Origin of the sequence: Glaciimonas immobilis (genome assembly GCF_011947285.1) — a bacterium.
Classification (GTDB): domain Bacteria; phylum Pseudomonadota; class Gammaproteobacteria; order Burkholderiales; family Burkholderiaceae_D; genus Glaciimonas; species Glaciimonas immobilis.
This window is the reverse complement of the sequence record NZ_JAAOZT010000009.1, coordinates 253,547-269,280: the sequence shown is the minus strand read 5'-3', so window position 1 is coordinate 269,280 and position 15,734 is coordinate 253,547. Positions and strand designations below refer to the sequence as shown.

Here is a 15,734-nt window from a genome sequence, read left to right as displayed (position 1 = left end):
CACACTGAAGCCGAATGGTCAACTCTCCCCTCCGGCGGATATTCCGGTTGTCCTCCTCAAGTTCGGGTGGTAGGAATTTGTTAATGGAAACGCTTACCGCTCCACACCTTTTTCTGGAGTAGCGGCGAGACGCGATAGCGGTCCTCACCATACACCTGTGCAAGATTGTCCAAGACGCGCACCACATAGTTCAGTCCGATGCTATCTGCCCAGGCGAGTGGCCCTCGCGGATAATTCACGCCCTTCTGCATAGCGATATCTACGTCGGCCGCGTCGCAAACACCCTGGTTCACCGCATCGGCCGCCTCATTGGCCAACATCGCCACCGTACGCATCACTGCCATGCCAGGCACATCGGCGAGCCGCGACACCGCATAGCCAGCTGACTGCAGGAAACCAACCACTGCGCGATAGGCCTGCGGGTCGGACTGCTCGGCCATCGTCACCGCCAGCCGCGTGGCGTTGCCATAATCAAGGGCGAGGTCGAGCAGCACGAGGTTAGGCGTGCCATGCTCGACGGCGCGCTGTGTTGCACTGCGGCCGTCGGTAACCAAGAGAACGGCGTTATCACATTGAATCATTGCATCATCGCCAGCGTTTTCTGCAAGCGTCACGGTCACCCCCGCTGCCCTCGCACGCGAGACGAGGGCATCGATCAAAAGGTTGTGGCCTGATACCGTCACGCGTTTCGGTTGTGCCACGATATCCTCACTAACCGGTTCAGGCTTGCTGCCGTCGTCGTAGCGATAGAAACCGCGTCCACTTTTGCGGCCAAGGAAACCGGCATTGACCAGCTCCTGTTGCACCAGTGAGGGCGTGAAGCGCGGGTCGTTAAAGTAGGCGCTGAAGACCGATTGGGTAACCGCAAAGTTCACATCGTGTCCGATCATATCCATCAGCTCAAATGGCCCCATGCGAAAACCACCGGCTTCGCGCATCACGGCGTCGATCGTAGCCACGCTGGCAGCCTGCTCGTTCAACAAGCGCAGCGCCTCGGCATAGTAGGGACGCGCTACGCGGTTAACGATGAACCCGGGTGTCGACTTCGCATGTACTGGCACCTTACCCCAGGCGATAGCTGTATCGAAGATCCGGGACGCAACCTGGGCGTCAGTCCCGAGGCCACTGATCACTTCTACCAGCGCCATTAACGGCACAGGATTAAAGAAATGCATGCCTACAAATCGGCTTGGCAACGCCAGTTTCGCGGCCAATGCAGTCACCGAAATCGACGAGGTATTAGTCGCGAGGATGCAGTCCGCGGCCACCACCTTCTCCAGATCCGCAAACAGTTGGCGCTTGACGTCGAGATTTTCAACGATGGCTTCGATCACCAGTTGCGCGTCGGCCAGGTCATTGAGATCGCCAGCAGCCATTAGCCGACCACCTGCGTCGGCGGCTTCATTTGGTGTCATCCGTCCCTTTTCGGCGAGCATGCCAAAGGTTTTGCGGATGCCTGCAATTGCCTTCTGCACCGCTTCAGGGCGGGTGTCGTACAGCTTTACCGTATGGCCAGCCGCCGCAGCGACCTGCGCGATGCCGGCCCCCATCGCGCCGCTGCCAACGACGGCGACCAGAGAAGTTTTACCTAATGCATTACGCATAATTTTTTCCTTAAGACTTGTGGTTGTTGGTCGCCAGGACGACCTTGCCCTGCGCCTTGCCGTTCTTGACCAAGGAAAGCGCTTCGGCGAACTGCTCCATCGGAAAGATCTGCATCACGTTGCGCTTGACCTTGTTGGCGCGGTAGAACGCAAAGATTTCATCCTGCACTCGGTATCTCCAGGCGGGATCGCGATAGTCACTCCGGCAGCATCCTTGTCGGGACTGAAGGGGCGCGGCGGCAAGGTCTGGTAGCGGCCGCTGATGACCAGCAGGTCTGGATAGTTGATCCCGATTGCATGAACGTCGATCAGCACCTCATCGTCACCGCCCGTGAATTCGGGGATGTCTTCGATCTTGAGGGATTCAGGTTCGCCGTATTCCCGGATTAGAATGGCACGCATAATACGTTCTCAGTATGCTTGGGCAGGCTGCAAGTAACGCCTGCGTTTTATGGAATGACCGGTAATGGCTCAGTCGAGGCCGAAGTCCTTGTTGGCTTCGCCGAGCTTGGGGTAAGTTTCGCTTATAGTGTTCGCCCGAAACTCTTCCGCCACCGGCACAGGAAGTGCATTGATCGTGTGGCCATTGCTCTCAAGCTTATTTGCAAATACGCCGCGCGCGCGGAAGTGTTCGTCCTGCATCGCTTCTTGTAGGGTAGAGACGATGACACTACAAACATCCTTGCCTTCGAAGCAGGTACGCCAGTAGGCAGCGGACCTGGCGGCGATGATGGCAGCAATTGTGGCGCGCACACCGACCGGGTCTTCGCTATCGTCCAGTAACGCACGCGGGGCCGCGATGGCGTCAAGAAAATTGGCCCAAAACTTGTCTTCCAGTGGCGCGGCGGCAACGAACTTGCCGTCACTGGTGCCATATATTTGGTAGCGCGGCGAACCGCCTGTGACAAGTTCGCCACCCGGGACCGGCCAACTCCCCCCCATTTCACCGTTGCCGATTGCCCAGTACAGAAAGGTAAACAGATTTTCGGCCATCGCGATATCGAGCTTGCAGCCCTTGCCGGTGTGATCACGCTGGCGCAGGGCAAGCAGAATATTGACCACGGCGGGATAGGTTCCGCCGGCGATATCGGCAATCAGCGCGGGGGGCAAGACCGGCGCGCCATCACTTCCTGCCGACAAGCCAAGCATTCCCGCCGCTGCGACGTAGTTCAGGTCATGTGCCGCAACGTCAGCCTTTGGTCCGGTCTGGCCATAGCCGGTGATCGCGCAGTAAATGATCTTCGGATTGATCTTCGACAGCGCCTCATAGCCGAGGCCGAGCCGATCCATCACGCCGGGCCGAAATTGCTCCACCACGATATCAGTGTTTTCGATCAGCTCGCGCAGCCGATCTATTACACCGGTTTGCTTGAGATCGATGGCGATACTGCGCTTGCCGCGGTTAAGCAGCGCGAAATTTACGCTGTCGTCACCGAACTTCGGCACGTAACTGCGCATCTCGTCGCCGCGTCCCGGGCGTTCGATCTTGATCACTTCGGCGCCTGCCTCGGCGAGAATCAGGGTTGCCATGGGGCCGGGCAGAAGCGTGCTGAAGTCAAGCACGCGGATACCTTCCAGTGGTCGCATCATTTCAGGCAACCTTCTTTTGCGCACGGGACTTGGCTACACGGGCACGACGCGCGGGAGCGTAAGGCGATTCTCCATAGGCCTCGAACAAGGCCTGCGTCACATCGAAATGATGCGCAAGGCCAGTACGTTCCAGCAAGGCGATCGGCCCTTCCGGATAGCCCAGGCCAAGCTTTAACGTCAGGTCCATATCGTCGGCAGTCGCCAAGCTTTCATCGAGGCGGCGCAGTACAGCGTTATAGTATGGGCGAACCAGACGGTCAATGATGCGGCCGCTAAAGTCGAAGCATACGGCAACCTTCAGGCCTGCGCCTTCCAGAACGGCCTTGGCGGCACTAATCGCTGCATCAGAGGTGTCAGGTTGCCTGACCAGCTCGACGAGATTGGAAGGATCGCTATCGCCGAGGCGAAAGCGCACAAATCCCAAGATGTTAAAACCTTCCGTAGCGCGGCTTTCGCCAGTATGCACTCCCAGGCATTCGTTGCCGAGTTCGATCATGATGGCGGCCTTGCTATCGGCATTGCTGAGCGTGGACAGCAATTCGCCAGCCTTTTCGCCGATAATAAGGACGACGTTGCCGTCGCTGGACTTGCCTTTCAGCAAGGGATGGTCAGTTGGAAAAGAACGGCTGTTGCCGGTATCGATAATAGAATAAGTCATGCGTCAGCTCCCGAACATCGCGTTGCCTTCATAGGTATAAAATCCGCGTCCCGACTTGCGTCCGAGGTGGCCAGCGGCAATCATGCGCTTGACCAGCGGCGGACAGGCGGCACGCGGTTCCTTGGTGATGCCGTACATTGCGTCACACAGCAGCAACTGCGTGTCGAGGCCGATCATATCGAGTAGTTCCAGCGGGCCCATCGGATAACCCAGGCCCTCCTTGATCGCGCGGTCGATGTCAGCCGGCGATGCGACGCCTGCCTCTACCAGGCGGATTGCATCGTTGTTGTAGGGAATAAGAAAGTAGTTCAGGATGAAGCCAGGGTTGTCCTTGGTTTTAACGGGACGCTGGCCCATAGCTTCGCACGCCGCCCACGCCGTGGCGAATGTCTCCTCGGAAGTGTTCAGCCCGGGCGACATCTCCACCAGTTTCATCAGCTGTGCCGGCAGGCAGAAGTGCATGCCGACGAAACGGTCGTCACGCCCGGAGCCAGCGGCAATCTCAGTAATTGACAGCGTAGACGTGTTGGAAGCAAAGATGGTGTGCGGCGGACAGACCTTGTCGAGTTTGGTGTACAGGTCGTGCTTTACCTTTAGGTCTTCGAACACTGCATCGATGACAAGATCGCATTCGCCCAAGCCATCCATCGACGTGGTCGTGACCAGGTTGCCAAGCGCCGCAGTCATTTCTTCCGCGGTCATCTTTCCCCGCTGGACCGACTTCGCAAAAAAGGCGCTGGTTTGCTTCAGCGATTTGTCGAGCGCCTCCTGGCGCGTGTCGTACACGATGGTGTGGAAACCGGCGCGAGCGGCGACGATGGCAATGCCCGCGCCCATGGTACCGCAACCGGCGATACCGACAGTCTTGATTTTACTCATTGGATTCCTCTCATTTGGTAAGGAAACTACGGCCGATCAGCTGGCGATGCACCTGGTTGGTGCCTTCCCAGATCTGTGTAATTTTTGCGTCGCGCATCAGGCGCTCGACGCGGAAATCCTGGCAATAACCATAGCCCCCGAATAGCTGCACCACGTCGGTAGTGATGCGCATGGCAATATCGGAAGCGCGCATCTTCAGCATCGATGCCTCGATACTGAAGCCGGTCTCTCCGCTGTCCACCAGCTTGGCGAGGCGCCATAGCCAGGCTTCGCACATTGCAAGATCGGTCGCCATATCAGCCAGCATGAACTGGATACCCTGAAACTCGACGATCTTGCGGCCCGACTGCTTGCGCTCGTTGATGTAGGCGACGCCATCCTCGAAGGCAGCGCGCGCAATGCCTAACGCGTGCGCGGCCACGCTGGGACGTGACTTGTTAAGCGAGGAGAACAGGACTTTCAACCCATCCCCCGGTGTGCATAGCAGATTGGTGCGCGGCACGCGGCAGCCATCAAAAGAAATTGTCGCGGTGCTAGAAGCACGGTGTCCCATCTTCTGCTCGGTACGCACCACTGACAAGCCGGGCGTGCCCTTCTCCATAATCACTACTGAAATGGCTTTCTTGGGATCGTCGATCTCGCTCCATTTGCCAAAGATTACATAGACATCGGCCACGTCACCGTTGGTAATGAAAGTCTTGCCACCGTCGATGATGATGTCGTCGCCATCCGGCGTGAAACGGGTACGCATGCCGGTCGCATCCGAACCGGCATCTGGTTCCGTTATAGCCAATGCGGCCAGACCACCTTCCGCGATACGCGGCAGCAGGCGCTGTTTTTGCTCTTCGGTACCGAAGTCGATTAACGGCTTGATGGCATGGAAGTTGGTCGCCCAGATGATGCCAGTCGAGGCGCACGCCTTGGTGATTTCGCGCACGCACTCCAGGTACGCGGTGTAGGACAGTTTCGCGCCGCCATACTCCTCGGGTATGAACATCGCATTCAAGCCAAGGTGGTTGATGGCCTTAACGTTATCCCAGGGGAAATCGCCGGTTTTATCATAATGTTCGGCACGCACCATCAGTTCGGTGCGCGCTAACGTGCGCACGCTTTCCAGCAACTGCTTCTCGTCGTCCGAAAGTTCGATGCTCGTATCGAGCCGTTCAAAAATGTTCACGTCAATCCTTTTTGAGGGTTAGTGGGCGATGCCCTGCGCGCCGTCGATATAGATGGTTTCGCCTGACAGGAACGGCGAATCTACAATGAAAAGTGCCTTGACCAGTTTCGCCACGTCTTCCGCAGTACCCGGCGTGCGACCAGGAATCCGTTTCTCCAAATATTCACGCAAGGGTCCTGCCAACATCACGTCCTTGTTCAAATCGGTGGTGATGTAACCCGGCGCAACGTCAATCACCCGGATGCCCTTGCCTGCCCACTCCACTGCCAGGCAGCGAGTGATAGCCCCAACCGCAGCCTTGGACGCGCAGTAAGCAAGGTTACGCTTGACACCCATCTTATCGAAGAAGGATCCGATGTTGATAATCAGTCCACCGGAATCTGCCATGTGTGGATAGATGTGCTGGCAGCTCATGAATACCGACGTGGTGTTGGTGGAAAATACTGTCTCATAGTCGTCGCGAGAGAAGTTGCTGCTTGGTCCTTCGAGGTGAATGCCGGCGTTGTTCACTAAACCGACGATCGGCCCACCCAATTTTGCGGCTCCGGCAAACGCGTCGCGCAGGCTGTCGCTGCTCGTGACATCGCAGGTAAAGCCGTGGCAGCGGGAAAACGCTTCCGCACTCGCACCTTGAACGGCTGGCAACTCCCCACGGCGTGACAGGCAGGCGACGGAATAGCCGAGCTCAGCCAGCGTTACGGCAATGGACGCACCGATACCGCGGCTTCCGCCGGTAACAATAATGGTTCCTTTTTCAGACATGGTCAGCAATCCTTGAATTGAGGCTTACGTTTCTCCAGAAAGGATGCCATGCCTTCTTTGGCATCCGTCGTCTGAAAGGCAAGCGTGGACAAATCGGCCTCAACTTTGAGTCCTTCGGCAAGGGAAGTTTGCAGTGCGCGTTGCACTGCCCCGCGTGCCAGGCGCAACGCCACCATGCCGTAGCCGCTGAATTCTCGTGCAAACGCGATGCCGGCTTCAATCGCGTCGCCTTCCACCAGGCGATTCACGAGGCCAATGCGCAGCGCCTCGTCGGCGGCGACGGTACGGCCAGTCATGATCATTTCCAGCGCGCGGGCTTCGCCGACGATCCGCGGCAGGCGCTGAGTGCCGCCGTAACCCGGGATGAGGCCCAGCTTAATTTCTGGCAGGCCAACCTTGGCATTGGCCATGGCAATGCGAAACGTGCAGGCCAGCGCCAGTTCCAGTCCACCGCCGAAGGCATAGCCGTTAAGGATGGCCACCGAAGGCATGGGCAGCGTGTCGAGCCGAGCGAATACCTGCTGACCAAACTCCGCGCCGCGCTTCTGCGCTTCCAGGTTCCGGTTGGTCAGCTCGGCAATATCTGCACCGGCACAAAAGGCCTTCGGTCCGGCACCAGTGATAAATAATGCTCGCACCTTCGATTTTTCTACTTCATCGAAGCAGCGGTTGATATCACCAATCAGCGAGAAGCTCAGCGCATTGAGCGCGTCCTGACGGTCGATGGTAAGGATCGCAAACTCGTCGCGATAAGATAAAGTAATTGGCATGATCAGTTCTCTTTCTATATGGTCTTGTCGCTACCGCCGGTCCAACGCACCGGGGCCGGGGTCAGGCGACCCAGCTTGACCGATTCCACCAGCTCGCGCTTCAGGATTTTTCCACTGGCGGTCTGAGGAAATGCATCGAGCGCAAGGTAGTACTCTGGCATGTCGAATTTCGACAGTCCGGCGTCATACAAGTGCTTCAGGATCTCCTCCCCCATTGGTGGCGTTGCGCCTTCTGTACACGTTACCGACAGGCAAACTTTTTCGCCAAGCCGGTCGTCAGCCACTGCAAAGGCAGCCGCCTTGAGTATCATCGGATGCGTGATGGCAAGATCTTCAATAATTGACGGGTGGATGTTGTGGCCGCCGCGAATGATCAGGTCCTTCTTGCGTCCCATGATGATCAGGCAACCGTTTTCATCGAAGACGCCAAGGTCGCCGCTCAAGAACCATCCGTCCCTATTAAAAGACTTCTCAGTCGCCGACTGGTTGTTGAAGTAACCCAGCATCAGGTTGCCGCCGCGGCCGCCGATCTCACCGATCTCGCCTGATTTGACCTCAATGTCTGGATTTTCCTGATTCCAAAGCTTGATTTCATAGCCATAACAGGAACGACCGCAGGTGCCAACGATGGTGTCGGTAATATCATTAGGAAGCGTGTACTGGTGCGATCCGTTCTCGGTCATGCCGTAGACGTTCTGCGGCAGAATGCCCCGATTGAGGAAGCCTTGGGCAATCTCGCGCGGAATCGCTGCGCCTGCCATGTAGAACACCTTGACCTTTCCGAGCTTCTCCAGACCGCGCCGCCTGGCATCGGCCAGGATGTCCATCGCATGCGTCGGAACGCCCATGACATAGGTCGCACCGGTTTCAATCATCCAGTCGATGGCACTTAATCCCTGCGGTAAGTCATTGACCACCAGTTCCAGTCCGGCAACCAGCATCTGTTCAATTGACACCGTCGCAATGTGGTGACTGACCGGGCTCAGACTGAAAAGAACCGTGGTGTCGTCATGCTCCCAGTCCTTCACCATGGCCCGGCCATTCGCCAAAAGGCTATTGTCGCTGTGCATGACCGCCTTGGGCACGCCGGTGGTGCCTGAAGTAAAGGCCAGGTAAACCACCTTGTCGGGATTGTTGTCAGGAGCCGAAACCGGGCGGGCGCCGTCGGCACGCGGAAATCCTTCGGCGCTGGCGCGTGAAGACTCTAGCCAATAAGTGCGGTGCAGGCTCTTGACTGCGCCGATCTCGTCGGCCACGCCCGCGCGCTTTGCATCTGCCCCATAGCCTTTCTGCCCAAAGAATGCTTCGCAATCGATGCGCTCAATCAGGCGCACGATCTCTGCCACGGTGTAGTTCTGGTGCAGCGACGGGTTGCAGATGTAGCCGTTACGTGAACAAGCAAGGAAAATGATGACCGACTCTATCCGGTTGGGCAGCCACACCGACACGCGCGAGCCCTTGCGCAAGCCCGCCGAGGCGAGATCAGCAGCAACCGCATCGGTCCACTCCAGAAGCTGTGCCCATTTCAGGCGACGGGTGCTGTCACGCACCGCCCAGGCATCAGGGCGCGCTTGCGCATGCGACTGCAGTTGCATGTATAGCGTCTGGTCCTGCCAGACCCCAGCTGCGTAGTAAGCGCGCGCTTGCTGCGGATCATGTAGGGTAAGGATCGTATTCATGAAGCAACTCCTGCTCAGCGACCGAACTTAGAGGCGTCTGGCGAGCGCTTCTCTTTGAAGGACTGCGACAGCTCCTTCGCCTCTTCGGTGTCAAGGTTCAGGCTCAGGAGCAGGTCATGCGTAACACGTGATAATCCGCCCACACCACCATGACGGGCGCCGAAGGCAGCCTTAATTGAAGCCAGCGCGAAGGCGCCGCGGTTGGAAATCTCTAGCGCCATCTCGCGCGTTGCGGCGGCAAGTTGATCGTCGGGGACGACCTTGTTGATGAGTCCCATCTCCTGTGCTTCCTTCGCACTGATCTTCGGATTGCAGAACCATATTTCCTTTGCCTTCTTCTTCCCGACCAGATCCTCGAGGTACCACGTGCCATACCCAGCATCGAAACTTCCCATCATCGGCCCGACCTGGCGGAAGACCGCACTTTCCTTGGCGATGGTAATGTCACACAACACCTGTAGCACGTTACCGCCGCCGACGGCAAATCCGTTCACCGCGGCGATCACCGGCTTTTGCAGATGGTCGATGGCCTCGTACATGTCCAGCACCGGCAGCACGCCCGGGTAGAGATGCGTCTCAGCCATGCCGGTCTTCTCACCACCGATACAGAAGAAACGGTCGCCGGCGCCGGTGATGACAATGACGCGCGTGCGGGTCTCCCGGCGGATGTCGTTGATGCAGTCGCGGATTTCGTGGCACATCGTCTCGTTGAACATGTTGCCGTTGTCGGGGCGATTCAGCGTGATGGTGCCGATGGGGCCATCCTCGGCGTAGATGATGGTCTCGAATTGACGTGTCATGGTGTAGGTCTCCTATGGATGTATGAGAGGGTTAGGATGTGTTGTGCAGCTCAAAGCAGTCCTGCATCGTCCAACTTTTGAATCGCGTCGTCGTCCCAGCCCAGCCATGAAGTAAAGGCTTGGCGGGTATCTTCACCCAGGCGAGGGGGATCCTTGCGGTGGGTGTTGGAATTGCCGTCGAATCGGATGCCGAGCCCGACCTGGGGCACCGCGACACCATTTCGGCGGGTCGCGTAGAACATACCCCGTTCGGTAAGCGTCGGGTCCTTCACCACTTGGTCGAGAGTATTGATCGGACCCGACGGGATGCGTGCCTTGGTAAAAAGATCGAGCCAGTGTGCGCGCGGCATCGTACTCAGTATGGACTGAATCGCTTGTACTATCTCAGGGCGGCAGGCGCGGCGACCGGCATTGTCGGCGAAGCGCACGTCGCTGGCCATATCGCTACGGCCGATTGCTGCGCAGAAGCGTTTCCAGATTGCATCGTTGCCGAGGCCGAGCGTCATTGGATGATCTGCTGTATGAAAGGTCTGGTAGATGGCAATCACGCTGTCAGTGCCGCCGCTACGACGCGGCAGTTCGCCCGAGCCAAGATAGGGAATGATCCTCGGCGTCATAAATCGTGTCATGCTCTCCACCATCGCGACATCTATTTCGTGCCCTTTTCCTGTGCGATTCCGGTCAATCAGGGCAGCCATTGCTGCCATTGCGGCGTCTGTCCCCGACAGCAGGTCCGCCGCAGGCGTTCCCACCTTTTGCGGATCGCGCTCGGAGGACTCGCCAGTCAGGTCCATCACCCCACTGTAGCCCTCGGCGATCAAATCATAGCAGGGCTGGTCGCTTTTAGCGCCGCCCAGTCCAAAGCCGGTAATCGACACGTGCACCAAACGCGGATTGATTTCTTTCAGGCGTGCATAATCGATCCCCAGCTTCTTTTGACTCCGACCTACCTGATTGATGATGATGACATCGGCAACCTTCACCAGCGCATGGAGGGCGTCGAGCCCGGCCGGTTGTGCGTAGTCGAGGGTGACACTATGCTTGTTGCGGTTCACACTCAGAAACCATAAGGATTCACCGTCCAGGAAGGGTGGCCCCCACGCACGGGCATCGTCCCCACACCCCGGCCGCTCGATCTTCAGCACTTCCGCACCGAGATCAGCCAGAAGCAATGATGCATAGGGCCCGGCGATGGAGGTAGTGAGGTCAAGGACACGGATGCCTTCGAGCAGGCTCAGCGGCGGGGTGTTCGGGGCGGGTGGTAGTTGTTCGGCGGGTAACATAGATGGTTTTCACTCGATGATGTTAACTTCTGCTTTGCAATGTCCGTGCCATCGGATGTCGGGATATTTGACGGTGGCATGAAAACTGCCTGTTTTTATAGTAAAAACACAGACTTACTCTTTTCAGTGGGCGCGTCACCAGATAGATTCCTCCCGGTTAAACCAATACGCATTCGCATAAAATGTATTTTTGGGAGACAATCATCACACCATATTCTGTATTCGAGGCAGGCATTCTGAGGAACATGAAAACCAATAGCAACGACCCGCTCGCCTTTGGCGTGCTTATGCTGGATACCAAAGGCGAGGTGATATGTGCAACCGGCCTTGCGCGCGACGATGCCATCCAGACACGCGTCCTTGAAAGCTATCAGAATGAGGAACGGCGGCGCGGTATGATGGCGCTAGAGGGTGCCCCGAAGCTGATTGCGACCTTCCGTGCTGGCGAGGACGCCACCATGTTCTTCATTCAGAACGCGGCCAGCAAGTCTACCTTGTTCGATTTCGTCGCCAGTGTCGACTTCGCGCACGCTGTATTCGACCATTTCCTGAACAATCCTTACGAGTCGGTGGTAGTGGTCGATGACCAGGCACGTATTCGATATATTCCGCCGGTACATGAACGGTTCTTCGGCATCCAGCATGGCGAAGCCATTGGCAAGAAGGTAACCGATGTCATCGAGAACACTAACCTGCATCAGGTAGTGCTTACTGGCAAGGCCGAGATCGGCAAGCTGCAGGAGATGGGCGGCGTCACGCGCGTAGTGGCGCGCACGCCGTTGATTGAAAACGGCAAAACGCTCGGAGCGCTGGGACGCGTGATGTTTAAGGGCCCGGAAACAGTGGTCGAACTCAGTAAGGAAGTAGTCAAGCTGCGCTCGGAGGTCGAGTTCTACCGGAAGGAACTCTCCGGTCTCAAGCGCAGCACCTTCGGCCTGGACAAAATGATAGGCAACAGTGACGCAATCCGTCAACTCAAGGCCGATATCGCCAAGGTCGCACCGCTGTCGGTGCAGGTGCTGATCATTGGTGAAAGCGGGACAGGCAAGGAGCTGGCAGCGCACGCCATTCATGCATTGAGCGAGCGCAGCGAAAACGCCATGGTCTTTGTCAATGCCGCGGCTCTGCCAGCCTCGTTGGTAGAGAGCGAACTGTTCGGCTATGAAGGCGGTGCCTTTACCGGCGCCGAGCGCAAAGGTCGCAAAGGCAAATTCGAGCTAGCCGACCGAAGCTCGCTGTTTTTCGATGAAATCGGAGACATGCCGGCCGAAGTACAAGTGAAGCTGCTACGCGTGCTGCAAGATGGCATCTTCGAGCGCGTAGGCGGTGACCGTCCGCGCCACTCCGACTTTCGTCTTATTAGCGCTACTAACCGCAACTTTCAGGAAATGATCGCCAACGGTGAGTTTCGCCTCGACCTGTACTACCGCATCAGCGGCGTCACGATCCGGATGCCCAGCCTGCGTGAGCGGCAGGAAGACATTCCCGAACTTGTGCAAAGCTTCCTCGTCGCGTTTGCTGATCGCCATCGCACACCGGTTAAGGGGGTCGATTCTCGCGTGTATAGTTATCTCAAGGAATTTCCGTGGCTAGGAAATGTGCGCCAGTTATTGCATGAGGTGGAGAAGGCGGCCATCTTCAGCGATGGTCCGGAGATTACGCTCAACAGCTTCCGCCTGATGCAACAGGATTCTGGCGAACGCTACGTCCCGGCGTCGCCCCATGAAGCCAGCGCACGGGCGTCTACATCCGGCAAGATTCAGGACGCGATCCACGAAATGGAAAAATCGATGATTCGAGACGCGATGATCAAGTACAACGGAAACAAGAAGAGGGTCGCGGAGGAACTCGGCATCTCGCGCGCCTACCTCTACAAAAAACTCCCGGAGAAAGGCCCGGGGCCTGCCTGAGCGCTTGCAAGCGCAAGCCGCCCACCTTGGCGAGGCGCAATGTCGGCGGCAAGTTTGCTGACATTGAGCGCATTTCTACTTCCGGAAAGCACCCGCCGCATGGCGCTCGTAAATCAGATCGTAACGCTTCCACGAGCCCAGCAACAGACCAGTACGCGCGCCCTCTCCCGTCAGCACATGCGTATGGAGTGCCAACGCGACTTGACCAAGGTCGGTGCATTCAATGAACAACACCCAGTCGGCGACCGTATCGTTTCCTGGTCGCAAGTCGCGCTCCATGCTTGCCACATTAGTCACAGCATTATTTGTTTCCCATAAGGCGATGCGGACGATGCAGGCGTTCTCCATCAAATACGGCCCAAGTTCTTCGCGGATGAAACGGCGAGCACCTTCTTCCCTTCCGTGGATGGGCTTGCAGTGGGCGACGATAGCTGCGCCGCCGGTGCCCTCGCCTATTGTCCAGGTTTCTCTGCAGGCGGATCGCTGCATATTGAGGAAACGCGGCATGATCTCCTGGGTCCAGGCCGTGGGGTGGGCAAGCTGCTGAAGGTAAGGCCTCGACGCCAATGTTTCGACCGTGTCGCAGTCGTAGACGGCCATGTAATTGGGCTGCCCGTCCACAGAACGGTAGCGCCGGGCTCGCATGAAGCCTGGCAGCGCGAGCCGTTCGGTCAGATGCTCCTGGTGATACCAGCGAGTGAATTCCTCGTCGGTCCCTTTCGGGACGTCATTCATGGCCAGCAGCACGCCGGGCTGGGGGAGCGAAGGTGCTTTGGCCTGTAATTTGTCAGCTTCTGCTTCGATTGTGCCCATGCATTCCCTCCGTTGACGTACGCTCCGCCAGCGCGCCTCATTCAAGCTCACACCGGATTTTTTCAATTTCGACAGCGGTTATGCCCGCTGCCTGCGCTAGCATAACCAATTTCTGCGCTTCTCATTGCCAGATGATGATGCCATTTCGTTTAAGCGCATGGGACTGTATGTTGAAAAGAATGCGACAGAGGCATCACGTGCCTCCGCCGTGCTGTTTACTTCTTGACCAACGGACAGGTACTTTCCGACAAGGGTTGAAAGGCCTCATCACGCGCAATGACCCGCTTGATCTTCATCAAGTCCCACTCTCCCTTAGACTCGCTGGGCTTCTTGACTTCAGCGAGGTACATGTCGTGGATCATGCGTCCGTCTTCCCTGATACGGCCACCCTTCGCGAAGAAGTCATTGATTTCAGTCTCTTTCATCTTCTTCATCACAGCCTCGCTGTTGTCGGTGCCGGTGGCCTGGACAGATTGCAGGTAATGCATGGTGGCGGAGTACATACCAGCCTGAATCATAGTAGGCATCGCCTTATGCACTGCATAGAAGCGGTTTGACCATTTACGAGTTTCGTCGTTGTAGTCCCAGTAAAAACCGGTGGTAAACAGCAGTCCCTGCGCCGCTTTCAGGCCGAGGCCCTTGATGTCGGTATCGAACATCAGCAGCGTCGCCAGCTTCTGTCCACTGCTAACAATGCCGAACTCGGCTGCCTGGCGCACTGCGTTCTGTGTGTCCTTGCCGGCATCAGCCAAGCCGATCACTTTGGCCTTGGAGGCCTGTGCCTGCAGCAAAAATGAGGAGAAGTCAGACGCGGACAGCGGATGCCTGATCGTGCCCAAGACCTTGCCGTTCATTTGCTGCACGACCCGGGTAGTATCCTTTTCCAGCGAAGTGCCAAAGGCGTAATCCGCGGTGATGAAATACCAGGAGTCGCCTCCCTCCTGCATGATGGCACGGGCGGTGCCAGTTGCCAGCGCATAGGTGTCATACACATAATGGATACCGTAAGGAGAGCACTCCTTGTTAGTCAGCGCGGTACTGGCCGATCCGGCGAAGATAATCATGCGCTTCTTTTCTGCGCCCAGCTTCTGCATCGCGAGAGAAGCCGCCGAGTCGGTGGATTCAATAATCATGTCGACCTTGTCGACATCGATCCACTCGCGGGCCTTGGACAGGGCGATGTCAACCTTATTCTGATAGTCGGCAGACACCACCTCGATCTTCTTACCATTGACCTTGCCACCAAAGTCCTTGACCGCCATTTCGACGGCCCTGACGCCGCCCGGACCGCCATTGGCGGAATAGATGCCGCTCTTGTCCACAATGACGCCGATTTTCACGACGTCATCGGAAATTTGTGCTGCAACCTGCCCCGATGCAAGGGTGGCGGCTCCCGTTACCAATGCGGTCAGTGCGGTCAGTGCGATATGTACGGCTTGCTTCATGATGTCGTCTCCGTGTTGTTATTAGTGTGCAGCCAGCGCGGATGGCGCAGCCTGCTGTGCTTCCTCGTGGGCGATGCTTTGTCCGCAACGTCTCCTGCAATCTTTGGATAGTGCAACACCGCCATGATGGAGGCAGGTGCTTGCAGCGGTAGTAGCAAATACCGTTCCATCTGCCGAAGCCTCGTTCACTAGGGTCTTTGTGGGGTGGTACAACTTTTCGTGTTTATGTCGCAGACACATATTCCCCTACCAAGTGTCTGCAAGGACGACACTTCTTGCCGCCTAATGTGCAGTTAAAACCGGCGGCAGCCGATAAGGCAGATTGCGTAATATATTTGTTGCCACACGCTCAATTGCGAAGGTT

15 protein-coding genes are annotated in these 15,734 nt (G+C 57.2%); 1 reads left to right on the top strand and 14 read right to left on the bottom strand.

The features are described 5' to 3' along the window. Positions 1-80: 80 nt before the first annotated feature. From paaH to HAV38_RS15495, 12 genes are all read right to left on the bottom strand, one after another. A complete protein-coding gene (gene paaH / locus HAV38_RS15545; protein WP_168056285.1) occupies positions 81-1,604 on the bottom strand; it encodes a 3-hydroxyacyl-CoA dehydrogenase PaaH in 1,524 nt (507 codons plus the stop codon). Positions 1,605-1,614: 10 nt separating this feature from the next. After that, positions 1,615-1,773: a zinc-binding dehydrogenase gene (locus tag HAV38_RS15540; protein ID WP_168056284.1), complete on the bottom strand. Its 159-nt coding sequence runs from the start codon at positions 1,771-1,773 to the stop codon at positions 1,615-1,617. Next, a complete protein-coding gene (locus HAV38_RS22310; RefSeq protein WP_375791667.1) occupies positions 1,719-2,006 on the bottom strand; it encodes an alcohol dehydrogenase catalytic domain-containing protein in 288 nt (95 codons plus the stop codon). Before HAV38_RS22310 ends, HAV38_RS15540 begins: the two co-directional genes overlap by 55 nt. A 69-nt stretch (positions 2,007-2,075) precedes the next feature. Continuing rightward, positions 2,076-3,194 (bottom strand): CaiB/BaiF CoA transferase family protein, encoded by a 1,119-nt coding sequence (locus HAV38_RS15535; RefSeq protein ID WP_168056283.1) that lies wholly within the window; start codon positions 3,192-3,194, stop codon positions 2,076-2,078. Position 3,195: 1 nt separating this feature from the next. Continuing rightward, a complete protein-coding gene (locus HAV38_RS15530) occupies positions 3,196-3,852 on the bottom strand; it encodes a 3-hydroxyacyl-CoA dehydrogenase family protein (RefSeq protein ID WP_168056282.1) in 657 nt (218 codons plus the stop codon). A 3-nt stretch (positions 3,853-3,855) separates the two neighbouring features. Next, positions 3,856-4,731 carry a 3-hydroxyacyl-CoA dehydrogenase family protein gene (locus HAV38_RS15525; RefSeq protein WP_168056281.1) on the bottom strand — a complete coding sequence of 292 codons (876 nt, stop codon included), beginning with the start codon at positions 4,729-4,731 and terminating at the stop codon, positions 3,856-3,858. Between the two features lie 10 nt (positions 4,732-4,741). Beyond that, positions 4,742-5,908, bottom strand: a complete 1,167-nt coding sequence (locus HAV38_RS15520; protein WP_168056280.1) for an acyl-CoA dehydrogenase family protein — start codon at positions 5,906-5,908, stop codon at positions 4,742-4,744. An 18-nt stretch (positions 5,909-5,926) separates the two neighbouring features. Next, complete coding sequence (locus HAV38_RS15515; protein ID WP_168056279.1) at positions 5,927-6,670, bottom strand: SDR family NAD(P)-dependent oxidoreductase; 744 nt, start codon at positions 6,668-6,670, stop codon at positions 5,927-5,929. A gap of 2 nt (positions 6,671-6,672) precedes the next feature. Next, positions 6,673-7,440: an enoyl-CoA hydratase/isomerase family protein gene (locus HAV38_RS15510; protein ID WP_168056278.1), complete on the bottom strand. Its 768-nt coding sequence runs from the start codon at positions 7,438-7,440 to the stop codon at positions 6,673-6,675. Positions 7,441-7,454: 14 nt separating this feature from the next. Further along, a complete protein-coding gene (locus HAV38_RS15505; protein WP_168056277.1) occupies positions 7,455-9,119 on the bottom strand; it encodes a class I adenylate-forming enzyme family protein in 1,665 nt (554 codons plus the stop codon). Between the two features lie 14 nt (positions 9,120-9,133). After that, on the bottom strand, positions 9,134-9,919 hold the full coding sequence (locus HAV38_RS15500) for an enoyl-CoA hydratase-related protein (RefSeq protein WP_168056276.1): 786 nt from the start codon (positions 9,917-9,919) through the stop codon (positions 9,134-9,136). Between the two features lie 50 nt (positions 9,920-9,969). Continuing rightward, entirely contained in the window at positions 9,970-11,202 is a 1,233-nt protein-coding gene (locus HAV38_RS15495; RefSeq protein ID WP_168056275.1) for a CaiB/BaiF CoA transferase family protein, read from the bottom strand. A 245-nt stretch (positions 11,203-11,447) separates the two neighbouring features. On the opposite strand from HAV38_RS15495, the gene HAV38_RS15490 reads away from it, so the two are divergent. Next, on the top strand, positions 11,448-13,112 hold the full coding sequence (locus HAV38_RS15490) for a sigma-54 interaction domain-containing protein (RefSeq protein ID WP_168056274.1): 1,665 nt from the start codon (positions 11,448-11,450) through the stop codon (positions 13,110-13,112). A gap of 75 nt (positions 13,113-13,187) precedes the next feature. Here HAV38_RS15490 and HAV38_RS15485 read toward each other — a convergent pair whose 3' ends face one another. Beyond that, positions 13,188-13,925 (bottom strand): DUF4286 family protein, encoded by a 738-nt coding sequence (locus HAV38_RS15485; RefSeq protein WP_168056273.1) that lies wholly within the window; start codon positions 13,923-13,925, stop codon positions 13,188-13,190. 215 nt (positions 13,926-14,140) lie between these two features. Further along, positions 14,141-15,370 carry an ABC transporter substrate-binding protein gene (locus tag HAV38_RS15480; protein ID WP_168056272.1) on the bottom strand — a complete coding sequence of 410 codons (1,230 nt, stop codon included), beginning with the start codon at positions 15,368-15,370 and terminating at the stop codon, positions 14,141-14,143. Positions 15,371-15,734 lie beyond the last annotated feature (364 nt).